Source organism: Morganella sp. B601 (assembly GCF_051172335.1).
Lineage (GTDB): Bacteria > Pseudomonadota > Gammaproteobacteria > Enterobacterales > Enterobacteriaceae > Morganella > Morganella morganii.
The window spans coordinates 187,026-209,522 of sequence record NZ_JBPIZE010000006.1 but is presented as its reverse complement, the minus strand read 5'-3'; the positions used below and the strand labels follow the sequence as shown (position 1 = coordinate 209,522).

The 22,497-nt window shown below is 52.6% G+C and carries 20 protein-coding genes; 2 read left to right on the top strand and 18 right to left on the bottom strand.

The window, feature by feature from the left end; translation table 11 throughout:
• Positions 1–204 precede the first annotated feature (204 nt).
• Complete coding sequence (gene rof / locus ACSBQN_RS16245) at positions 205–471, top strand: Rho-binding antiterminator (protein WP_004237241.1); 267 nt, start codon at positions 205–207, stop codon at positions 469–471.
• On the opposite strand, the gene tilS is transcribed toward rof, so the two are convergent.
• From tilS to rpsB, 18 genes are all read right to left on the bottom strand, one after another.
• Positions 449–1,831, bottom strand: coding sequence for a tRNA lysidine(34) synthetase TilS (gene tilS, locus ACSBQN_RS16240; RefSeq protein WP_318668594.1), 1,383 nt, complete (start codon positions 1,829–1,831; stop codon positions 449–451). The genes rof and tilS overlap by 23 nt on opposite strands.
• A 9-nt stretch (positions 1,832–1,840) precedes the next feature.
• Positions 1,841–2,800: an acetyl-CoA carboxylase carboxyl transferase subunit alpha gene (gene accA / locus ACSBQN_RS16235; RefSeq protein ID WP_004237239.1), complete on the bottom strand. Its 960-nt coding sequence runs from the start codon at positions 2,798–2,800 to the stop codon at positions 1,841–1,843.
• Between the two features lie 12 nt (positions 2,801–2,812).
• Positions 2,813–6,292: a DNA polymerase III subunit alpha gene (gene dnaE / locus ACSBQN_RS16230; protein ID WP_024474945.1), complete on the bottom strand. Its 3,480-nt coding sequence runs from the start codon at positions 6,290–6,292 to the stop codon at positions 2,813–2,815.
• A gap of 10 nt (positions 6,293–6,302) precedes the next feature.
• A complete protein-coding gene (gene rnhB, locus ACSBQN_RS16225; RefSeq protein WP_036409195.1) occupies positions 6,303–6,899 on the bottom strand; it encodes a ribonuclease HII in 597 nt (198 codons plus the stop codon).
• The gene (gene lpxB, locus ACSBQN_RS16220; RefSeq protein ID WP_205501024.1) at positions 6,899–8,053 is read right to left on the bottom strand and encodes a lipid-A-disaccharide synthase; all 1,155 of its coding nucleotides are present in this window, start codon (positions 8,051–8,053) and stop codon (positions 6,899–6,901) included. The genes rnhB and lpxB overlap by 1 nt, the downstream gene beginning before the upstream one ends.
• A 14-nt stretch (positions 8,054–8,067) precedes the next feature.
• Positions 8,068–8,859 carry an acyl-ACP--UDP-N-acetylglucosamine O-acyltransferase gene (gene lpxA, locus ACSBQN_RS16215; protein ID WP_004237235.1) on the bottom strand — a complete coding sequence of 264 codons (792 nt, stop codon included), beginning with the start codon at positions 8,857–8,859 and terminating at the stop codon, positions 8,068–8,070.
• A 3-nt stretch (positions 8,860–8,862) separates the two neighbouring features.
• Positions 8,863–9,315, bottom strand: coding sequence for a 3-hydroxyacyl-ACP dehydratase FabZ (gene fabZ, locus ACSBQN_RS16210; protein ID WP_004237234.1), 453 nt, complete (start codon positions 9,313–9,315; stop codon positions 8,863–8,865).
• A 103-nt stretch (positions 9,316–9,418) separates the two neighbouring features.
• A complete protein-coding gene (gene lpxD, locus ACSBQN_RS16205; protein WP_015422461.1) occupies positions 9,419–10,447 on the bottom strand; it encodes a UDP-3-O-(3-hydroxymyristoyl)glucosamine N-acyltransferase in 1,029 nt (342 codons plus the stop codon).
• 3 nt (positions 10,448–10,450) lie between these two features.
• Positions 10,451–10,951, bottom strand: coding sequence for an OmpH family outer membrane protein (locus ACSBQN_RS16200; protein ID WP_004242223.1), 501 nt, complete (start codon positions 10,949–10,951; stop codon positions 10,451–10,453).
• A 110-nt stretch (positions 10,952–11,061) separates the two neighbouring features.
• A complete protein-coding gene (gene bamA, locus ACSBQN_RS16195) occupies positions 11,062–13,458 on the bottom strand; it encodes an outer membrane protein assembly factor BamA (RefSeq protein ID WP_024474950.1) in 2,397 nt (798 codons plus the stop codon).
• A gap of 41 nt (positions 13,459–13,499) precedes the next feature.
• Positions 13,500–14,855 carry a sigma E protease regulator RseP gene (gene rseP / locus ACSBQN_RS16190; RefSeq protein WP_004237230.1) on the bottom strand — a complete coding sequence of 452 codons (1,356 nt, stop codon included), beginning with the start codon at positions 14,853–14,855 and terminating at the stop codon, positions 13,500–13,502.
• A 26-nt stretch (positions 14,856–14,881) separates the two neighbouring features.
• Positions 14,882–15,739 (bottom strand): phosphatidate cytidylyltransferase, encoded by an 858-nt coding sequence (cdsA, locus tag ACSBQN_RS16185; protein WP_024474952.1) that lies wholly within the window; start codon positions 15,737–15,739, stop codon positions 14,882–14,884.
• A complete protein-coding gene (uppS, locus tag ACSBQN_RS16180) occupies positions 15,732–16,445 on the bottom strand; it encodes a polyprenyl diphosphate synthase (RefSeq protein WP_052116668.1) in 714 nt (237 codons plus the stop codon). Before uppS ends, cdsA begins: the two co-directional genes overlap by 8 nt.
• A 265-nt stretch (positions 16,446–16,710) precedes the next feature.
• Complete coding sequence (ispC, locus tag ACSBQN_RS16175; protein ID WP_004237227.1) at positions 16,711–17,907, bottom strand: 1-deoxy-D-xylulose-5-phosphate reductoisomerase; 1,197 nt, start codon at positions 17,905–17,907, stop codon at positions 16,711–16,713.
• Between the two features lie 155 nt (positions 17,908–18,062).
• Positions 18,063–18,620 carry a ribosome recycling factor gene (gene frr, locus ACSBQN_RS16170; protein WP_004242216.1) on the bottom strand — a complete coding sequence of 186 codons (558 nt, stop codon included), beginning with the start codon at positions 18,618–18,620 and terminating at the stop codon, positions 18,063–18,065.
• Between the two features lie 118 nt (positions 18,621–18,738).
• A complete protein-coding gene (gene pyrH, locus ACSBQN_RS16165) occupies positions 18,739–19,467 on the bottom strand; it encodes a UMP kinase (protein WP_015422460.1) in 729 nt (242 codons plus the stop codon).
• A 120-nt stretch (positions 19,468–19,587) separates the two neighbouring features.
• The gene (gene tsf / locus ACSBQN_RS16160) at positions 19,588–20,439 is read right to left on the bottom strand and encodes a translation elongation factor Ts (protein WP_004242215.1); all 852 of its coding nucleotides are present in this window, start codon (positions 20,437–20,439) and stop codon (positions 19,588–19,590) included.
• A 140-nt stretch (positions 20,440–20,579) separates the two neighbouring features.
• Positions 20,580–21,299, bottom strand: a complete 720-nt coding sequence (gene rpsB, locus ACSBQN_RS16155; protein ID WP_004242214.1) for a 30S ribosomal protein S2 — start codon at positions 21,297–21,299, stop codon at positions 20,580–20,582.
• A 361-nt stretch (positions 21,300–21,660) separates the two neighbouring features.
• On the opposite strand from rpsB, the gene map reads away from it, so the two are divergent.
• Entirely contained in the window at positions 21,661–22,458 is a 798-nt protein-coding gene (gene map, locus ACSBQN_RS16150; protein WP_004237221.1) for a type I methionyl aminopeptidase, read from the top strand.
• Positions 22,459–22,497 lie beyond the last annotated feature (39 nt).

The following is a 22,497-nucleotide window of genomic DNA, read 5'->3' as shown; positions in this document are numbered from 1 at the left end:
CGCGCTTTCAGACAATTACGCATTTTTATTTTTAAATTGGCAATGATTTTCCTCAAAACAGTGATAAACAATATGTTTTGCCGATAATAAAATGTAATCAGTAATAGCCAATATGATAACTATGATATAGTCTGCTGGGAGCGATGAGGCTATTTGAATAACCATCCGCGGATGATACCGCAAGCGAAAGTATGGTGAGGGAATATGTCTGCAGAAAACGAATATCAACCAATTAATTGTGATGACTATGACAACCTCGAACTGGCCTGCCAGCATCATATGGTACTGGAAGTGACCTTACAGGGGGGCGATGTTCTGACAGGAAAAGCGACCGATTTGGTGCTCCGGAAGAAAGTGGAATACCTTGTTGTCACGATTGACAACGAACTGCGGGAGCTTCGTCTGGACTCTATTGTCAGCTTCAGTCATCCCGAACTGGGAACAGTGGTTATTGATCACTCACCGTCCTGAATAACTCTGCAACCCCGTCCGCGGGGTTGTTTTTTTCCTGCATAATCATCAGTTTTGCCTCATCCGCTTCGCCCTCTTTCGTGACAAATACCCCGACCGCTGCTATCAGCGTATCGTTATACCAGAGCAGCGGTGTGCGTTCGCGCAGCCAGGGCGCAACGCCGCATTCCTGCCACAGCTTTTTGGCTGACCGCCCGCGATCACGGCCGCAGATATGATAATGCCCCTGCAAACCAAAACGGACTGTCACCTGTTCATCCGGGCGCGGCGGACGCACCACAGAAATGCTGTCCTGCGGAGTGACCGTTTCCGCCACCCGCAAAATTCCTGCATCATCCGGCAGTTTCAATGCAAAATGCAGATCCCACGGCAGACAATAGTCTGATAACCCGGCGGTTTTTTCTGTCACAAAGAGTTTGTTCTGATAACGGCGGATGGTGACCGGTTTCAGACAATAGCCCGGCTCCGCATCCGGTTTCGCCAGTGCCACTTCCTGCCAGAGCAGTGCCAGCTGGTGCTGTGACGGCATCTGCACACCACAGTGTTTCAGCCAGCGGCGCAGTACAGCATTACGTTTTGCCGTCCCGGCGCTGAGCAGCGGGACAAATGACAACCCGTTATCCGTATCCGTTAACTGCATGAGTTCCGGCAGCAGCAGTTCATCCAGCAGAGCTTCCTGTTCACCGCAAAGCGCGGCACTGCGGGAAACCGCCTGAGCAAAGTGCGGCCAGCGGGCATTCAGTTGCGGTAATACCGCATGGCGCAGAAAATTGCGGTCATAACGGTGATCCTGATTACTGTCATCCTCGACCCAGGAAAGCTGATGGTATTGTGCATACTGTTCGAGCTGAGCACGGCTGAAGGAGAGTAGCGGACGGATCAGCGGATTGGCACCGAATGCCATCTGCTCCGGCATGGCGGAGAGGCCGGCAGGGCCGCTGCCGCGTTTTAAGGCGAGAAAGAAGGTTTCGCTCTGATCATCCAGATGCTGCGCGGTCACCAGCGCCTCATCCGGGGCTATCACTTCACGGAAAGCCTGGTAGCGGGCATCTCTGGCGGCAGCTTCGATCCCTTTTTTGCGGGGATCCACCTGCACGCGGCACACCTGAAACGGAACAGAGAGTGAATCGCAGAATATCCGGCAGTGATCTGCCCAGTCATCCGCCAGCGGGTTTAATCCGTGATGAATATAGACTGCCCGCAACCGCAGCGCCGGGCGCTCAGCGGTCTGCCACTGCCGCAGAGCATGCAGCAGGACAACGGAATCAAGCCCGCCGCTCAGTCCCGCCAGGATTGCCTGCTGAGAGGCAAACACACGGCGGAACACGGCAGACAATGATTCACAAAAGGCAGTATCCACAACCGGTTATCAGCAGTAGCCGTAGCTCATCAGACGCTCATAGCGGCGATTAGCCAGAGACTCGCTGTCCAGTTTATCCAGCTCTTCCAGATCAGACAGGATCTGTGCTTTCAGGGATGCGGCAACCGCTTCATAATCACGGTGCGCGCCGCCCAGCGGCTCAGGGATCACATTGTCGATCAGTTTCAGTTCTTTCAGACGCGGCGCGGTGATACCCATCGCTTCTGCGGCGATCGGCGCTTTATCCGCACTTTTCCACAGAATCGAGGCACAACCTTCCGGTGAAATCACAGAGTAAGTGCTGTATTGCAGCATATTCACTTTGTCGCCGACTGCAATTGCCAGTGCGCCGCCGGAACCGCCTTCACCGACCACGGTACAGACAGTCGGCACTTTCAGACGGGACATTTCACGCAGGTTACGGGCAATCGCCTCAGACTGGCCGCGCTCTTCCGCCCCCACGCCCGGATAAGCCCCCGGGGTGTCGATAAAGGTGATCACCGGCAGATTAAAGCGCTCTGCCAGTTCCATCAGACGCAGGGCTTTGCGATAACCTTCCGGTGCCGGCATGCCGAAGTTACGGCGGATTTTTTCTTTGGTTTCACGGCCTTTCTGATGGCCGATAATCATTACCGGACGACCGTCCAGACGGGCAATCCCGCCGACAATCGCTTTGTCATCCGCATATGCGCGGTCGCCTGCCAGTTCCTGAAAATCAGTAAAGATCAGTTTGACGTAATCCAGGGTATACGGACGACGCGGATGGCGTGCCAGCTGAGCAATCTGCCAGGCACCCAGGTCAGCGAAAATCTTACGTGTCAGTTCCAGACTCTTCGCCCGTAAGCGTTCAACTTCTTCATCAAGATTGATATCGAGTGATTCATCCTGGCGGCTGACCGCGGTCAGCGAATCAATTTTCGCCTCTAACTCGGCAATCGGCTGTTCAAAATCCAGAAAATTAAGACTCATAATGTTCCTATTTTAGTCAAATTCTAATTCTACCTGCTCATTACCCAGCAGAGTCCGCAGATCCGTCAGAAGGGTATCGGTCGGGGTGACCCGCCAGGTGGCACCGAAACGCATCCGCGCTCTGGCATCGTCCTTCTGGTAATAAAGGTGAACCGGTATTGTCCCGGAGCGGTGCGGTTCAAGCGCACCGCGCAGCCGGTGCAGCAGTTGTTCGTCAATTTGCCCGTCCGTGAGCGAGATAGCAAGCCCGCGCGCATATTTTTCGCGTGCTTCGCTGATATCCAGCAGCTCCCTGACCACCATTTTAAGCCCGCCGCTGAAATCATCAAAGCTGACCTGCCCGGAAGCAATCAGAATGCGATCCTGTTCGAGCAGATGCTGGTAACGTTCCAGTGCATCGGAAAATAGCATAATTTCCAGCCGGCCGGAACGATCATCGAGGGTACAGACACCAATCCGGTTTCCCCGTTTGGTGGTGATCACCTTGGAAGCCAGTACCAGACCGACTACCGTGGTCATCTGACCACGCGGTGTCGGGTTAACATCTTTCAGACGTAAACCATGAGTATAGCGTTCAATCTCTTTCAGATAACGGTTTATCGGATGTCCGGTAAGATACAGTCCGAGTGTTTCCCGTTCCCCTTCAAGGATAATTTCATCCTGCCATTTCGGAATATTGGCATAAGAGCGCTCTACCTGCTCTGGTGCTTCCGCCAGTACCCCGAACATATCCGCCTGACCGATTGCTTCCGCTTTGGCGTGCTGATCCGCGGCTTTCAGCGCATCCTCCAGTGAGGACATCAGCGCGGCGCGGTGCGGCCCCAGTCGGTCAAACGCGCCGGACATAATGAGTTTCTCCATTACGCGGCGGTTCAGTTTTTTGGTATCCGTGCGGGCACACAGATCAAAAATATCCTTGAAATACCCGTCCTTACGGGCTTCAAGGATCGCTTCGATCGGGCCTTCACCGACACCTTTAATCGCACCGATACCATAGACTATCTCACCTTCATCATTGACATGGAAGTGATACAGTCCGCTGTTGATATCCGGCGGCAGGACTTTCAGCCCCATCCGCCAGCATTCATCCACCAGCCCGACGACTTTTTCGGTGTTATCCATATCCGCCGTCATCACGGCAGCCATAAATTCCGCCGGATAGTGTGCTTTCAGCCACAGTGTCTGATAAGAAACCAGCGCGTAAGCAGCAGAGTGGGATTTGTTAAACCCGTAACCGGCGAATTTCTCCACCAGGTCAAAGATTTTCATGGACAGCTCGGCATCGATGCCGTTTTTCACCGCGCCCTCTTCAAATACCGAGCGCTGTTTTGCCATCTCTTCCGGCTTTTTCTTACCCATTGCACGACGCAGCATATCCGCGCCGCCCAGGGTATAGCCCGCCAGCACCTGGGCAATCTGCATCACCTGTTCCTGATAGAGGATGATGCCGTACGTCGGTTCCAGTACCGGCTGCAGGGATTCATGCTGCCATTCCACATCCGGGTAAGAGATGGCCTCACGTCCGTGTTTACGGTCGATAAAGTTATCCACCATGCCCGACTGCAGCGGGCCGGGACGGAACAGCGCCACCAGGGCTATCATGTCTTCAAAGCTGTCCGGGCGCAGACGTTTGATCAAATCTTTCATGCCGCGGGATTCAAGCTGGAAAACCGCTGTGGTTTCCGAGCGCTGCAGCATATCAAAGCTTTTCTGGTCGTCGAGCGGGATAGCCGCGATATCCACCGGCGGCTTACCTTTTTTCTCATTGCGCGGGTTAATCATGCCCAGCGCCCAGTCGATAATCGTCAGTGTGCGCAGACCGAGGAAGTCGAACTTCACCAGACCGGCATATTCCACGTCGTTTTTATCAAACTGCGTGACCGGGTTATTCCCTTCCGGGTCACAGTAAAGCGGCGCGAAATCGGTAATTTTTGTCGGCGCGATCACCACACCACCGGCGTGTTTACCGGCGTTACGTGTCACCCCTTCCAGGATCCGTGCCATATCGATCAGCGCCCTGACTTCCTCATCGGCCTCATACACCTCGCCGAGCTGCGGCTCTGCCGCAAAGGCTTTTTCCAGTGTCATACCGGGATCCGGCGGCACCAGTTTGGAAATTCTGTCAACAAACCCGTACGGATGCCCCAGTACACGGCCGACATCGCGGATAACTGCTTTTGCCGCCATGGTACCGAAGGTAATAATCTGGGAAACGGCATCACGCCCGTACATTTCGGCTACGTGATCAATCACGCGGTCACGTTTTTCCATGCAGAAGTCGACGTCAAAGTCGGGCATGGAGACACGTTCCGGGTTCAGGAAGCGTTCGAACAGAAGATCGAACTCCAGCGGATCCAGATCGGTGATTTTCAGGGAGTACGCCACCAGTGAACCGGCACCGGAACCACGTCCCGGCCCTACCGGCACATTGTTATCCTTCGACCACTGGATAAACTCCATCACGATCAGGAAGTAGCCGGGGAAGCCCATCTGGTTAATCACTTTCAGTTCAACATCCAGACGCTCGTCATATTCCGGACGACGCTGCGCACGCACTTCCGGATCCGGGAACAGGAACGCCAGGCGCTCCTCCAGTCCCTCTTTCGAGCGTTTGATCAGATAATCTTCCGTGCTCATATTCCCGGTCGGGAACTGCGGCAGGAAATACTCGCCGAGACGGATGGTGACGTTACAACGCTTAGCAATTTCGACGCTGTTCTGCAGTGCTTCCGGGATGTCGGCGAACAGCTCGCACATCTCGTCCTCACTGCGCAGATATTGCTGAGGGCTGTAGAGTTTCGGACGTTTCGGATCCGCTAACGTATAACCATCATGAATGGCTACGCGGATTTCATGGGCGTCAAAATCTTCACTGCTGATAAAGCGGACATCATTGGTCGCCACCACCGGCAGGGATTTCTCTGTCGCCAGCTGTACCGCAGCATGCAGATAGCTTTCCTCATCCTGGCGGCCGGTACGGATAAGCTCCAGATAGAAGCTGTCTGGGAAGTGGGTCTGCCAGAATTCCAGCGCTTGCTCCACCAGGGCGCTGTTACCGCGCAGCAGAAACTTACCCACATCACCCTTGCGCCCGCCGGAGAGAATAATCAGCCCTTCTTTGTGATTAACCAGCCAGTCGCGCTGGATGGTCGGCCCCTGTGCACCATAGCCTTTCTGATAGGCTTCGGAGATAAGCAGGGTCAGGTTCTGATAACCGGTATTATTGCGTGCCAGGATCGTGAGTGACGCCAGTTCATCACCCAGCAGCTCGCTTTCCATCAGGAAATCCGCGCCGACAATCGGTTTCACCCCGGCGCCGTGCGCACTGCCGTAAAATTTCACCAGCCCGCACAGGTTAGTGAAGTCCGTAATCGCCATCGCCGGCATATTCATCGACGCCACTTTCTTGACCAGCGGGCCGGTTTTAGCCAGTCCGTCAATCATGGAATAATCGCTGTGAATATTAAGATGAATAAAACGCGGTTCCGCCATTACGCCATCCTCACTTACTGATACCGGCCAGCGCGCGGCGGACCGGGCCAAAACTGGTGCGGTGATGCTCTGTCACCCCATACTGTGCCAGCATCTCAAGATGCAGCGCTGTCGGGTAACCTTTGTGTTTTGCAAATCCGTACTGCGGGAATTGTTTATCCAGCTCCGCCATTTCGCGATCCCGCGTGACTTTTGCCAGTATCGACGCCGCACTGATCTCCGGCACCAGCCCGTCACCCTTGATCACTGCCTGAGCAGGGACACCAAAATCCGGCGCTTTGTTGCCGTCCACCAGCACAAAACCCGGACGCACCGGTAACCCGGCAACCGCCCGCCGCATCGCCAGAAATGTGGCCTGCAAAATATTGATTTGATCAATTTCCGCCGCTTCCGCGCGGCCGATGCTCCAGTACAGTGCCTTTTCCTGAATTTCAGCAAACAGGCGCTCACGTTTTTTCTCCGTGAGCTTTTTGGAGTCCGCCAGACCGTCGATCGGGTTCTGCGGATCAAGAATAACGGCGGCGGTTACCACCGCACCGACCAGCGGCCCGCGGCCGACTTCATCGACACCGGCAATCAGTGCCGCGTCCGGATAAACAAAATCCATTAATTACTCGCTATATCTGATACGGCCTGTGCCGCCTGATTATCCGCATCAAGACGGATTTTCTGATGGAGTTCCAGGAAGGTTTCTCTGAGTTTATCCACGGCTTCACCGCCCTGCAACAGCGGCAGCAGTGCATTCGCCAGCAGATCACTGCGGCACTCATCCTGTAACAGTTCCGGCACGATCTCGCGCCCTGCCAGCAGGTTCGGCAGTGACACATACGGAGTTTTGACCAGCCGTTTCGCCAGCCAGAATGTGAACGGCTTCATGCGGTAGCCCACGACCATCGGGCATTTCGCCAGCATGCACTCCAGTGCTGCCGTACCTGACGCCAGCAGCGCGGCATCTGAGGCAATCATGGCATCACGGGCGCGGCCGTCAAGCATATGCACATCCAGCTCCGGGGCGATTTCCTGTTTGATAGCTTCAAATTCAGCACGGCGTTTCGCATTCACCAGCGGCACCACAATCTGTAAATCCGGCAGTGATTGCCGCAGCAGTTGCGCGGTTTTCAGGAAGTCGCCGCTGAGCATCGAGACTTCCGCGTGACGGCTGCCCGGCAGTATTGCCAGACACGGCGCGGATGGATCCAGCTCCAGTGCGTCACGGGCAGCGGTTTTATCCGGCTGCAACGGCAGTGCATCCGCCATGGTATGGCCGATAAAGCGGCACGGCACATTGTATTTGTCGTAAAACGCTTTTTCGAACGGCAGGAAAGCCAGCACCAGATTGGTCGCTTTGGCGATTTTAAAGACCCGGTTCTGCCGCCACGCCCAGACAGACGGGCTGACATAGTGGATCGTTTTTATCCCGGAAGATTTTAACCGTCCTTCCAGGGTGATATTGAAATCCGGCGCATCAATGCCGACAAAAACATCCGGCTGCAGTTCACGGAAACGGCGGGTGAGATCACGGCGGATGGAGAGCAGACGCGGCAGGCGCCCCAGCACTTCCACAATGCCCATCACCGCCAGTTCTTCCATTTCATACCAGGTTTCACAGCCTTCCGCCTGCATCAGCGGACCAGCGACCCCGAAGAAACGAACATCCGGATATTTTTCTTTCAGTGCGCGCATTAAACCTGCGCCGAGAATATCGCCGGAGGTTTCTCCGGCGACAATACCTATCGTGAGCGGACGAGGTGATACCGACATGGCAGCCCCCGCAATTACGGACGGATGATCCCGCGTTCAGCGGTATCCAGGAAGTCAGCGAAGGTTTTTACATGGACATTTTCTTTCGCCAGTTCAGCCAACTGCACTTTGGCTTCTGCCAGCGTCAGATTACTGCGGTACAGGACTTTATAGGCATTCTGTAACGCACTGATATCGTCTTTATCAAAACCACGGCGTTTGAGGCCGATAGCATTGAGGCCGAAGGCGGTCACATGGTTACCCTGCGCGATTAAGAACGGCGGGATATCCTGCGCCACACCTGAACAGCCGCCGACCATCACGTGCTCACCGATACGGCAGAACTGATGAACAGCCGATAAGCCACCCAGGATGACATAATCATCCAGCGTGACATGACCCGCCAGGGTTCCGTTGTTGGCAATGATGCAATGGTTGCCGATCACACAGTCGTGAGCAACATGGGCATTGATCATCAGCAGGTTGTCGTTACCGATACGGGTAACGCCGGTGTCCTGCGCGGTGCCGCGATGAATAGTCACACTTTCGCGGATACGGTTACGATCACCGATCTCTACGCGGGTCGGTTCACCTTTGTATTTCAGATCCTGGTTTATCTCACCAATGGAGGCAAACTGGAAAATCTGGTTATCACGACCAATTTTGGTATGACCATTAATCACAACATGGGACTTGATTTCAGTCCCCTCACCGATCTCAACATCCGCACCAATACAGCAGAAAGGACCGATGGTGACATTGGCACCAATAACGGCGCCGTCTTCGATAATGGAAGACGGGTGGATCCGGGCGGTTTTATCGATCATTTATTACCCCTCACGGCGGCGTGCACACATCATGGTAGCTTCGCAGGCAACTTCTCCGTCAACTTTCGCAACACCCGTGAAACGGGCAACGCCGCGGCGTTCCTTATGGAAAGTCACTTCGAGGATCATCTGGTCTCCCGGCAGTACCGGGCGTTTAAAGCGACAGTCATCGATGGCGGCAAAATAATACAGTTCGCCCGGCTCTAATTTACCCAGGCTTTTGAACGCCAGAATGCCGGTGGCCTGAGCCATCGCTTCCAGAATAAGAACGCCCGGAAAAATCGGTTTGCCCGGGAAGTGCCCCTGGAAGAACGGCTCATTGAATGATACGTTTTTCACAGCACGTAAAAATTTACCTTCTTCAAAATCCAGCACGCGATCCACTAATAAAAACGGATACCGGTGCGGAAGAAGCTCTAAAATTTCATCAATTTTGAGAGTATGGTTGTCACTCATCAGAATACTCTTCCTGTCTCATTGTCATATGTCTTATTAATAACACGGCCTGCTATACCCGTCACGCGGTTAGCAGGCCGCAAAAATACCGCAAAATGCGTTGTTATTTATCGTCGTTATCCAGCTGCCGCTCGACCGCCTTCAGGCGTTTATTCATTTCGCTGATGTTCATCACCAGCGCGGCAGTTTTACGCCATGTTTTATTTGGCTGTAACGGAATACCGGAGGAGTATACACCCGGTTCGGTGATAGGCCGCATTACCATGCCCATGCCTGTCACAACGACGCGATCGCAGATTTCCATATGACCATTAATGACGCTTGCTCCGCCAATCATACAGTTGCGGCCGATTTTCAGGCTCCCGGCCATAATCACACCACCGGCTACTGCGGTGTTGTCGCCGATTATGACGTTATGGGCAATCTGGCACTGGTTATCAATGATAACACCATTACCGATTACCGTATTTTCTAATGCACCACGATCGATAGTGGTACAGGAGCCGATTTCAACCCGGTCACCGATAATGACGGAACCCAGCTGAGGGATTTTAACCCACTGACCGCGATCGTTGGCATAACCGAATCCGTCTGCACCGATAACGGTGTTGGAATGAACCAGGCAGCCTTCGCCAATCACAATCCCGTGGTACACGGTGACATTTGCCCAGATACGGGTTTTGGCACCGATGGTGGTATTTTTGCCGACAAACGATCCTGCGCCGATGATAACATCGTCACCCAGAACCACGCCGGACTCAATGACAGCATTCGCACCGACCGACACATTCGCCCCGAGAGAGGCTGACGGGTCAATCACCGCAGACGGATGGATATTCTCAGCCGGAGCCGGTGTGGTATCCATAATCTGCGCCATATGCGCATACGCCAGGTACGGGTCTTTCACCACAAGGGCAGCGACCTGACAAAACGGTAAATCGTCTTCACGCAATACCACAGCACCCGCCTGACAACCGGCCAGTTTTTCCCGGTAACGGGCATCAGACAGAAAGGTAATTTGCCCGCTGTTTGCTGAATGCATAGGTGCGATACCGGTGATGACGAGATCGCCATCACCGTGTAACGTTGCATTCAACTGCTGAGCGAGATCAGCTAATCGAATGGAAGACATTAATTATTTAACCTGTTTCAGAACGTCAGCAGTGATATCAATGCCGGAAACAGAGTAAGCAACTGCGTTAGCATCGATCACAACGTCATATCCGCCTTTTGAAGCAACAGATTTCACTGCATCTTCAACACGCTTCATGACTTTGTTGCGTTCTTCCATCTGACGCTTCTGGAAATCCTGGTCAAATGCCTGGGCTTTTTTCGCGAAGTCAGCACGTTTGGTGTCGAATTCACCTGCCAGTTTCTGACGCTCGCTGTCTTTCATGGTCGCGCCGTCTTTCTGCAGTTTCTGAGCACGGGTCTGCAGATCTTTTTCTAAACTCTGCAGTTCAGTACCACGGCTTTTGAATTCGCTTTCCAGTTGTTTTGCTGCCGCTTCACGGCCCGGCATTTTCTGGACAACTTCACCGATATTGACAACCGCGATCTTGTCAGCAGCCTGAGCAGCTCCGGCAGACATCGCTAATACCATACCCACGCTGGCAGCAGTTAATAACTTTTTCACAATAAAACCCCTTAAACACCATTTACTGGTTGGATATTAAACCCAATGGTAAAGATTCCCTTTGCACACTGAGCGTACTGGTTATTACGTATGGTAACTCTGTACTGCAATTACCAGGTCTTACCGATATTAAACTGGAACTGTTCTGTCCGGTCACCCTGGTAGTCTTTGATTGGCTTCGCATAAGAGAAGACCAATGGTCCGAGCGGAGAAATCCACTGGAACGCGACACCGGTGGAAACACGGATGTTCCCTGCTTTACTGTAATCAGGAATACCATACTTCTGCATAAGCTCAGTATTGTCCCAATTGGTATCCCACACTGTACCGGCATCCACAAAGAGTGATGTGCGGACAGAATTCGTGTATTTTTCGTCGATAAACGGTGTCGGAGTGATCAGTTCCATACTGGCCACCGCCATCGCGTTACCCCCGATAGCATCACGGGACGGGCTGTCGCTGCGTAACTTATCGGATGCCCCGTCATAGTAGACTGCTTTCGGACCGATGGTATTCGAGCGGAAACCACGGACGGTACCGGAACCACCGGCATAGAAGTTCTCATAGAACGGCAATTCTTTGCCGCCGAGACCATCACCGAAGCCTAAACGACCGCGTCCCATCACGACCCAGCTGCCGTTTTCGTCAATAGGGTAGTAACCGGTGGTATCGGCGATCAGTTTATAGTATTCGTTATCAGAACCCGGAACTGTGACTTTCGCACTCACGGTGGATTTCACACCGGAAGTCGGGAAATAACCACGGTCGAGGTTGTTATAAACCCAGGCAGTCGTCAGCGTGAAGTCATCGGCACGGAATTCTGCGCGATCTTTATAGTTCGGATCTTCACCCATTGAGTGCAGATAACGCCACATATTAACCTGTGGTTCCATACGTGACAGGGTGTTATGCACATAACCCAGACCTAAACGGATAGAGTTGTTTTCGTTGATCGGGAAGCCGAGCGTTCCGTCCACACCATAGGTTTTGTTGGTGTAACCGGACAAGTCCGCATCATCCGCACGGAAGTCGTTGTAGAAAATACGGCCGCCGAGGCTCACACCATCAACCGTGAAGAACGGGTCAGTCAGTGACAGTTCTGCGTACGTTGAGTAGTCGTTCTTACTGGCGTTCGCACCAACCTGATAACCGGTACCTAACCAGTTATCCTGGGTGACACCCACCTGGAAGCTGACGCCGCTCTCTGTACCGAAGCCCACACCAAAGTTCAGGGAACCGGTGTTACGCTCTTTGACTTTATAGACGACATCGACCTGATCCGGCACACCCGGCACACGCTGGGTTTCCACCTCAACGGTTTCAAAGTAACCGGTACGGTTCAGACGCTCTTTACCGGCTTCAACCAGATCGTTACCTAACCATGCCCCTTCCATCTGACGCATTTCACGGCGCAGAACGGAGTCTTTACTCACGTCATTACCGGCGAAACGGATCTGGCGGACATAGAAACGGTTACCGGCATCCACATTCACATGCAGAATCACGGTTTTATCGGCTTCATTAATTTCCGGCTGGGTCATGACGCGCGGATACGCATAGCCGTAACGACCGAGCATATTTTTGACATCATTCTCCATTTTGGTGACCTGAGCACCATTATAGAGTGAACCCGGCTCAATGGCGGTCAGCTCGGTGATTTCAGCGGAGTGGCCGGCCGTTTCACCTGCAACCTGAACCCCGGCAATCTGATACTGATCGCCCTCGGTCACGTTAATGGTGATATAGATACCTTTTTTGTCCGGCGTCAGGCTGACCTGAGTCGAATCAATATTGAATTTCGCGTAACCGCGATCCAGATAGAAGCTGCGCAGGGTTTCAAGGTCACCGGCCAGTTTCTGTTTCTGGTATTTTTGGTCAGCCGCCAGGTTCCACCACGGTACATCATCACGCAGCTGGAAACGGTTAACCAGTTCAGCCGTGGTAAACTGAGTGTTACCGACGATATTGATCTGCTGAATAGTCGCGGATACACCTTCCGCAAAGACGAATTTCACATCAATACGGTTGCGCGGCAGTGGTGTGACAACGGCTTTTACCGTCGCGTTATACTTACCGACACTGTGATAGAAATCTTCCAGCCCCTTTTCAATGTTTGACAGCATCGTCCGGTCAAGGGCTTCCCCGACGCGGATACGGGATGCTTCCAGGTTCTGTTTGAGCATGTCGTCCTTCACGGATTTGTTACCCGAGAAGGTGATATTTGCAATGGTCGGACGTTCCTTCACCTGAACCAGCAGTACATTACCTTCACGCAGGACGCGGACATCTTCAAAGTTACCTGTCGCGAACAGAGCGCGAATGGTACGTCCGATATCCTCATCACTGGCCGTGTCTCCGACACGGACAGGCATGTTCAGTAATGCAGCACCAACGGCGACGCGCTGAAGACCTTCAAACTGAATGTCCTGAACCACGAATCCGTCTGAACCGTATGCAGTGAAGCTGCCAAGCAGCAGCGACGCTATGAGCAACTTTTTCATCGCCATCGTTGTTATGCGTTTTCCTTACCGGTCCCGGTCTTCCTTAATCAGAAGCGGGAGAAATCATTGAAAAGTGCAAGCCCCATCAACAGTACCAGTGCCATTACACCAATACGATAACTGAAGTCTTGTACACGCTCAGACACCGGCCCGCCTTTTATCTTCTCGATAAGCAGGAATAACAGGTGTCCACCATCTAAAACTGGCAGCGGGAACAGATTTATGATCCCTAAATTGACGCTGATGAGCGCCAGAAACATCAGATAATACACTAAGCCGGAATCGGCGGAAATACCGGCACCTTTCGCAATCGATACCGGACCACTGAGATTATTCAGTTTTACATCACCGGTCACCAGCTTGCCGATCATTTTCACGGTCAGATTCATTAACTGCCAGGTTTTCCCGGTCGCCTCGGCAACCGCTTCCACCGGCCCGTACTGATGTTCCGTAATATACTGCGGGTCGAGCGGAATAACCTTTAATTCGACACCGGCAAAACCAATTTGTTTACTGCCGCCGCTGTTTTTTATCTCCGGTGTGAGAGGCACATTAATATGTTCTCCGCCCCGCTCAATCAGTAAATCGAGCGTTTTACCGGGACTATTACGTACAAAGAGCGTAAACGGCTGCCAGACCGTAAGCGGCTCCCCGCTTACTTTAACGATCCTGTCCCCCGGTTGTAAACCGGCTTTTTCAGCAGGCCCCCCGGGCGTCAGTGCATTAATCTCATTACTGACCTTTGCGGACACCGGCATGATCCCCAGAGACAGGACAGCATCCTGTTTTTCCGGATCAAATTTCCAGCGGGTGAGATCCAGGCGTTTTTCCGCCGGGGCTGACCCCGGTTCCGGAATCACATTCAGAACAGTAAAATCATCACCGATTTTACTGATCATCGCCATCCGCACACTATTCCAGTCAGGCGTTTCGATGCCGTCAACGGCATTTAGTTCCATCCCGGGCAAAATATTTGCCTGTTCTGCGACCGACCCCGCGCGGATATCCGCCACGACCGGACGAACCGCCGGCACACCGATCATAAACACAATCCAGTACGCCACGATGGCTAACAAAAAGTTAGCGATCGGCCCGGCGCTGACCACCGCCGCCCGCTGGCCGACGGTTTTGTTATTAAACGCCTGATGGCGACGCTCCGGTGCTACCGGTGCCACGCGCTCATCCAGCATTTTGACATAGCCGCCGAGCGGAATCATTGCGATGACAAATTCTGTCCCGTGTTTGTCTGTACGCCGCCAGAGTGCTTTGCCGAAACCGACGGAGAACCGTTCGACAAAAATACCGCAGCGCCGGGCCACCCAAAAGTGCCCGAACTCATGTACGGTAACCAAAATCCCCAGCGCGATAACAAACGCGGCTGAGTTCCAGATAAAAGTCATCATGCGTTTTCTGTCTGCTCCCGGTGTGCTTAAAAGCCGGAGAATACTAACAGGATCAGACCGGCAAATACCGGTACTGCCGCGGTCAGGCTGTCAATGCGATCCATCACGCCGCCATGCCCCGGGATCAGCTGACTGCTGTCCTTCACGCCGGACTGACGTTTAAACATGCTTTCGGTCAGATCACCGAACACAGAAATCAGAACCACAATCACTGACACGATAATCAGGTTTTCCGGCAGTGTCTGTAACGGCGAATAGTGACTGAACAGCCAGGACACCAGACCGGCGGTAATCAGGCCACCGGCCAGACCTTCCAGGGTTTTGCCCGGCGAGACACGCGGTGCCATTTTGTGTTTGCCCAGCAGGCGGCCGAAGGCATACGCCCCGGAATCCGCCGCCCAGACCAGCAGCATGACATACAGCAGCCACCAGGCCCCCTGATACACATCACCGCCCGCATATCCCTGGTTGCGCAGTACCATCATGCCGCTGTAAAACGGAACAATGGTCACCACACCGAAGATCAGGCGGATAATCACAGAATCTTTCCACAGCGCGGCGGATTTCGGGAAACTGATCACCAGCAGCACCGCGCAGACCCACCAGACCAGCGCCGCCCACAGGCTGACCTGTACAGCAGCATCCGCCATCAGGTTATTCATATCCAGTGTCAGCTGCCACGCAGCCAGACCGGCGGCAAACAGCACACCGGTGACAATACGCTGTCCGGCACCTTTCAGACCGGCAAACTGCGCCCATTCCCAGCCGGCCAGACCACACACGGCAATCACCACCCAGCCGAAATGTGCCGGTGCGAGCATAAACATCGCCAGCAGTACCAGCGGAATTAAAATAATGGCAGTAATTAGACGGTACTTAAGCAACATTTCCTCCCGGAGCCTGCTCAGACTGATCATCAGGTGTGGTTCCGCCGAAACGGCGCTCACGCTGTGTAAAAGAAGTCACCGCATCGCTGAATGCGTTCTCATCAAAGTCAGGCCACAGCACTTCTGTAAAATAAAATTCGGCGTACGCAACCTGCCAGAGCAGGAAGTTACTGATACGATGCTCACCGCCGGTCCGGATCACGAGATCAATCGGCGGCTGGTCATGAAGCGAGATATGACGGCTGATATCCTGTTCGCTGACATCCTCAGCCGACAATTCGCCGCGCTGCACCTGTGCTATCACCTGTTTCACACTGTGGGTGATATCCCAGCGTCCGCCGTAGTTGGCGGCGATATTCAGCTGTAAACCGGTGTTACCGGCGGTCAGCACCTGACCACGGCGGATACGCTCCTGCAGACGCGGGCTGAACCGGCTGATATCACCGATGACGGATAATCTGACATTGTGTTTGTGCAGACTTTTGACTTCGTTGTCCAGCGCAAAGACAAACAACTCCATCAGTGAGTGGACTTCCTGTTCAGGACGGTTCCAGTTTTCACTGCTGAAGGCATAAAGTGTCAGGGATTTTATCTGGTTTTTGATGGCAAAACTGACCGAGCTGCGGACCGATTTGATCCCTGCGCGATGGCCGGAAACCCGCAATTTTCCGCGTTTTTTTGCCCAGCGGCCGTTGCCGTCCATAATAATGGCGACATGCTGAGGTCCCGGCTTTTCTGAGGCATTTTCACTGGATACTGTCACGCAAGTTAATCCTTTGAGGTATCGGTTAATACATGGCGTCAGACACAAAAACACCGTGCAGGTTCACGGTGTTGTCTCTGTTTGTCAGTGATAACGTCATAGTGTTATTAACCGGTCATTAAAAATCTGATTTACAGAAATCGCAACGCTGAACTATATCACTTGCGCTATTCACCGACAAACGCAACCCGTTAATATAAATTAATTACTTCGCGATTTTTCCGATTGATTTACGGGTCAGTTCCCGCGCCTGTTTATCAATAATAAGGACATCATCAATTGACTGAGGTTCCGTGAACCGGTGATTTTCCACTACCATACGGTTTATTTGCGCGATATCTGTGAAACGGATTCTGTTTTGTAAAAATGCCTGCACAGTTTCTTCATTCGCCGCATTCATTGCCGTGGTTGCCGCCTGCCCGTCATCACAGGCTTCGATCGCCAGTTTCAGGCACGGGTAACGGTTATAATCCGGCTCAGTGAATGTCAGGCCGCCCATACGGGTAAAATCAAGGCGTTCAGCTCCGGCGGTAATACGGCCCGGATAACTCATGGAATAACTGATCGGGGTGCGCATATCCGGTGTGCCCAGCTGCGCGATGATGCTGCCGTCAGTATAGCGGACCATGGAGTGGATAACCGACTGCGGATGCACAATCACTTCCATTTGTTTTGCTGATGCATTAAAGAAATAACGTGCCTCAATATATTCAAGGCCCTTATTCATCATCGTGGCGGAATCCACGGAAATTTTACGTCCCATTGACCAGTTCGGATGTGCACAGGCCTGATCCGGGGTCATATTGGCCAGCTCAGATAAGGTGGTCTCACGGAACGGGCCGCCGGAGCCGGTCAGGATAATGGAATCAATGCCTGCGGCAGTCAGGTCAGCATGCCCGAGAGATAACTGTACGCCGGCCGGCAGGGACTGGAAAATCGCGTTGTGTTCGCTGTCGATAGGAAACAATTCAGCGCGGCTGGTGCTCATGGCGGCAAAAAACAGACGCCCGCTGGTGATCAGCGCTTCTTTGTTCGCCAGCAGAATACGCTTGTCAGCGCGGATAGCCGCGAGAGTCGGCAGCAGCCCGGCCACCCCGGTAATAGCGGCCATCACCTGATCCACTTCATCAAGCTGAACCACTTCACAGATAGCGGCACTGCCGCTGAGTACTTCGGTTGCACTGCCGTGGAGTTTCAGCTGAATGCGCAATTCACCGGCAGCCACTTCGTCGGATAACACCGCATAGCGGGGTTTAAATTCCAGACACTGTTCAAACATCGTCTGAACATTTTTCCCGGCTGCCAGAACCACCGCACGGAACAGATCCGGGTGCTGACGAATAACCGAGAGTGTGTTTTTACCGATAGATCCTGTGGATCCGAGAATTGCCAAACCTTTCATGATAAATACTCAATGTTACTTTATCGTTATTTCGAATCGCAAAAGTATAGCACTTTGGTCAACAGAGAGTGAGAAGTCATTTCCGCAACTGATAAGTAAAAAAATAGTGCCGTCAGGCACTATTTTTATATGTTCTGTTCAGCACAGCATCCGGGTCAGAATTCCATCAGCTCTTTTTCTTTTGCTGCCAGTGCATCATCGATTTTTTTGATAAACAGGTCAGTCATTTTCTGAACGTCGTCCTGGGAACGGCGATCATCATCTTCACTGATTTCTTTGTCTTTCAGCAGTGCTTTGACTTTATCGTTCGCGTCACGGCGGACGTTACGCACAGCAATACGACCCTGCTCAGCATCACCGCGGACGACTTTGATCAGGTCTTTACGGCGTTCTTCAGTCAGTGCAGGAAGCGGAACACGGATAACCGTACCGGCAGATGACGGGTTTAAACCGAGGTCAGAGGCCATAATCGCTTTTTCGATAGCCGGTGACATTGAACGGTCAAACACAGTGATAGCCAGGGTGCGTGAATCTTCCGCAACCACGTTAGCTAACTGACGCAGCGGAGTCGGTGTACCGTAATATTCAACAACGATACCGTCCAGCAGGCTCGGGGAAGCACGGCCGGTGCGCACTTTACTGATTTGGGATTTCAGCGACTCGACGCATTTTTCCATGCGTTCCTGCGCGTCTTTCTGGATTTCATTAATCACGTTATGAGTCCTTGGAAACGGGTAATTTTTCAGACCGTGCCTGTCGCGCGGCCCGCATTATAATTTTGGCGAATCGATTTATAAATGATACCGTCAAATTCCGCCGGTGTCCCGGCGTTTAGTCACGCGAAATCAAGGTACCTTCGTTCTCGCCCATCACGACACGGCGTAATGCGCCGGGTTTGTTCATGTTGAAAACACGGATTGGCAGGTTATGGTCACGGGCCAGGGTAAAGGCCGCCAGATCCATCACTTTCAGTTCGCGTTCCAGCACATCCTGATAGTTGAGTTTTTCATACAGCACTGCATCCGGGTCTTTGGCCGGATCGGCTGAGTAAACACCATCCACTTTTGTGGCTTTCAGCACCACATCCGCTTCAATTTCGATCCCGCGCAGACAGGCCGCAGAATCCGTGGTAAAGAATGGGTTGCCTGTTCCGGCAGAAAAAATAACCACACGGCCGTGACGTAAAAGACTGATTGCCTCAGCCCAGCTGTAGTTGTCACAAACGCCGTTGAGCGGAATCGCAGACATCAGCCGCGCATTCACATAAGCGCGATGAAGTGCATCACGCATTGCCAGACCGTTCATCACGGTTGCCAGCATCCCCATATGGTCACCGACAACGCGGTTCATACCGGCTTCGGCCAGCCCTGCGCCGCGAAACAGATTGCCCCCGCCAATAACGACACCGACCTGAATCTGCAGTTCAACCAGTTCCTTAATTTCCTGCGCCATACGGTCAAGTACAGTCGCATCAATTCCGAAACCTTCATTCCCTTGTAAAGCCTCGCCACTGAGCTTCAGCAGAATACGTTGATAAACAGGTTTTGCATTGGTAGCCATGGTGTTCTGTCCTAAACAGATGAATTTATTGCCAGAGATACCCGGACGGATGCCCGGATGATAAACAGGGGTACTGCAGATAAAACAGAACCGCCTTCCGGCGGCTCTGATATGCAATGATTATTTGCTCATTGCCGCGACTTCTGCAGCGAAGTCAGCTTCAGCTTTCTCGATACCTTCACCCACTTCGAAACGGATGAATGCAGTCACGTCTGCTTTGTTTTCTTTCAGCAGGTCGCCGACAGATTTGCTTGGTTCCATAACGAACGGCTGACCGGTCAGAGAGATTTCGCCGGTGAATTTGTTCATACGGCCGATAACCATTTTCTCTGCGATTTCCTGAGGTTTACCGGACTGCATTGCGATATCCAGCTGGATTTGTTTCTCGTGAGCAACAACATCAGCAGGAACATCTTCAGGTTTGGTATATTCAGGTTTGCTTGCCGCAACGTGCATAGCAATGTGTTTAACCAGTTCTTCGTTTGCGCCGGTTGCCGCAACCAGAACACCGATACGTGCGCCGTGCATGTAAGAACCGACCATGTCGCCTTCTAAGATAGCAGCGCGACGGAAGCTGATGTTTTCACCGATTTTGGCAACCAGTGCAACACGCTGTTCTTCGAATTTCGCAACGATAGCTTCTGCATCAGCAGTTTTCTCAGCCATAACGAAATTCAGGATGTCCTGTGCGAATGCCAGGAAACCGGTATCTTTTGCAACGAAGTCTGTTTCACAGTTAACTTCGATCAGTGCGCCGAATTTAGCATCTGCGCTGACAGCAGATAAGATAACGCCTTCAGCAGCAACGCGGCCTGCTTTTTTCGCTGCTTTAGCCTGGCCGGATTTACGCATGTTATCGATAGCTAATTCGATATCACCGTTTGCTTCAACCAGTGCTTTTTTACATTCCATCATACCTGCGCCAGTACGTTCACGCAGTTCTTTTACCAATGCAGCGGTAATTCCAGACATGTTATTTCCTCGATGAGCTCGCAGAAACTGTTTCTGCGGGGAGTTGTTCGTATATCAGATGCGTATAGGGAGCCATGACGGCTCCCTAACCATTTGCAGCAATACCTGGTTAATAAGAGCGCTCAGAGAGCGGACTCAGATTATTCAGCGGCTAATTCTTCAGCCTGAACAGCCAGATCCTGTGAACGGCCTTCGCGGACAGAAGTAGCGACTGCGCCCAGGTACAGCTTGATTGCACGGATTGCATCGTCGTTACCCGGGATGATGAAATCAACACCGTCCGGATCAGAGTTAGTATCAACGATAGCAAATACAGGGATACCCAGGTTGTTTGCTTCTTTGATTGCAATGTGCTCGTGCTCAGCATCGATAACAAACAGAGCGTCAGGTAAACCGCCCATGTCTTTGATACCGCCCAGGCTATTTTCTAACTTACCAAGTTCACGGGTACGCATCAGCGCTTCTTTCTTGGTCAGTTTGTCAAAAGTACCGTCCTGAGACTGTGCTTCCAAATCTTTCAGGCGTTTGATTGACTGACGGACTGTTTTCCAGTTAGTCAGCATACCGCCTAACCAGCGGTGGTTCACGAAGAACTGGTCACAGCTGATTGCAGCTTCCTGTACCGCTTCGCTTGCAGCACGCTTGGTACCTACGAACAGGATTTTACCTTTGCGTGAAGCGATTTTGTTCAGTTCAGCTAATGCATCATTGAACATCGGAACAGTTTTTTCCAGGTTGATGATATGCACTTTGTTACGGGCACCAAAGATGAATGGTTTCATTTTCGGGTTCCAGTAACGAGTCTGGTGACCGAAGTGAACGCCCGCCTGAAGCATATCGCGCATGGAAACAGTAGCCATTTTAAACCTCTGTAAATAATAAGTTGGGGTTATGCCTCCACGAATCCCATGCTTCCGACTCCCTGTCAGCGTTAAGCTTCGGAGCACCCCGGCGCACGTGCCGATTCGTGTGTGTTATAACAGTTGAGTTAGTTAAATTTTCCGGCAACCGGGCAAAATACACGGAATGCCGGCGCGCTTTATACCATAAAAGCAGCAGCGATACCACATTTTCTTCAGTTTTCATGCCGGCGGTTATCCGTTGTCCGCCGGGTTTCCGCGCAATGATTGGCATCCTTTTCTCCGGCTGATAACATATCGCGTCTCAGTACCAGTTTCCTAAGTAAAGTAACGGGCATTCCCGGTTCGGATATCAATAATTATGGCAATCACAATCAAAACAGAAGACGACATCGCGAAGATGCGTGTCGCCGGTCGTCTTGCGGCCGAAGTGCTCGAAATTATCGCCCCGCATGTTGTGCCGGGTGTCAGTACCGGTGAGCTCGACCGCATCTGCCACGAGCATATTACAGTAAAGCAGCAGGCCATTTCCGCCTGTCTCGGTTACCACGGCTTCCCGAAATCTGTCTGTATCTCCGTCAATGATGTGGTCTGCCACGGCATTCCGAGCGAAGATAAGATCCTGAAAAACGGCGATATTGTGAATATCGATGTCACTGTTATCAAAGACGGGTTCCACGGCGACACCTCCGCCATGTTTATCGCCGGGAAACCGACGATTCAGGGCGAGCGTCTGTGCCGAGTGACACAGGAAAGTCTCTATCTGGCATTGCGTATGGTTAAACCGGGCATCCGTCTGCGGACTATCGGCGCGGCTATCCAGAAATTCGCGGAAGGACATGATTACTCTGTCGTGCGCGACTACTGCGGCCACGGTATCGGTGAAGGCTTCCACGAGGAACCGCAGGTGCTGCATTATGACGGCGATGACGGCGGCGTGGTGCTGAAAAAAGGCATGGCATTTACCATCGAACCGATGCTCAATACCGGCGATTACCGCATCCGTACCATGAAAGACGGCTGGACTGTCAAAACCAAAGATCGCGGCTTATCCGCACAATATGAGCACACGCTGGTTGTCACCGATGACGGCTGTGAAATCATGACCCTGCGTAAAGACGAGGAAGGTGCGCTTTCCCGTATTCTCGTTGCGCAGTAACCGCCCTGTATTCATGTCCGGCGCACATGCCGGGCATGA

Excerpts from the sequence above, each read along its gene's own strand:
- accA (WP_004237239.1), bottom strand. The coding sequence starts at position 2,800 with ATGAGTCTTAATTTTCTGGATTTTGAACAGCCGATTGCCGAGTTAGAG.
- tsf (WP_004242215.1), bottom strand. The coding sequence starts at position 20,439 with ATGTCTGGAATTACCGCTGCATTGGTAAAAGAACTGCGTGAACGTACT.
- pyrH (WP_015422460.1), bottom strand. The coding sequence starts at position 19,467 with ATGGCTACCAATGCAAAACCTGTTTATCAACGTATTCTGCTGAAGCTC.
- lpxD (WP_015422461.1), bottom strand. The coding sequence starts at position 10,447 with ATGTCTTCCATTCGATTAGCTGATCTCGCTCAGCAGTTGAATGCAACG.
- rnhB (WP_036409195.1), bottom strand. The coding sequence starts at position 6,899 with ATGGATTTTGTTTATCCGGACGCGGCACTGATTGCCGGTGTCGATGAA.
- fabZ (WP_004237234.1), bottom strand. The coding sequence starts at position 9,315 with ATGAGTGACAACCATACTCTCAAAATTGATGAAATTTTAGAGCTTCTT.
- uppS (WP_052116668.1), bottom strand. The coding sequence starts at position 16,445 with ATGGACGGCAACGGCCGCTGGGCAAAAAAACGCGGAAAATTGCGGGTT.
- lpxB (WP_205501024.1), bottom strand. The coding sequence starts at position 8,053 with ATGTCGGTATCACCTCGTCCGCTCACGATAGGTATTGTCGCCGGAGAA.
- rseP (WP_004237230.1), bottom strand. The coding sequence starts at position 14,855 with ATGATGACTTTTATCTGGAACTCAGCCGCGTTTGTTATCGCGCTGGGG.
- lpxA (WP_004237235.1), bottom strand. The coding sequence starts at position 8,859 with ATGATCGATAAAACCGCCCGGATCCACCCGTCTTCCATTATCGAAGAC.
- dnaE (WP_024474945.1), bottom strand. The coding sequence starts at position 6,292 with ATGGCGGAACCGCGTTTTATTCATCTTAATATTCACAGCGATTATTCC.
- rpsB (WP_004242214.1), bottom strand. The coding sequence starts at position 21,299 with ATGGCTACTGTTTCCATGCGCGATATGCTTCAGGCGGGCGTTCACTTC.
- bamA (WP_024474950.1), bottom strand. The coding sequence starts at position 13,458 with ATGGCGATGAAAAAGTTGCTCATAGCGTCGCTGCTGCTTGGCAGCTTC.
- ispC (WP_004237227.1), bottom strand. The coding sequence starts at position 17,907 with ATGAAAGGTTTGGCAATTCTCGGATCCACAGGATCTATCGGTAAAAAC.
- map (WP_004237221.1), top strand. The coding sequence starts at position 21,661 with ATGGCAATCACAATCAAAACAGAAGACGACATCGCGAAGATGCGTGTC.
- rof (WP_004237241.1), top strand. The coding sequence starts at position 205 with ATGTCTGCAGAAAACGAATATCAACCAATTAATTGTGATGACTATGAC.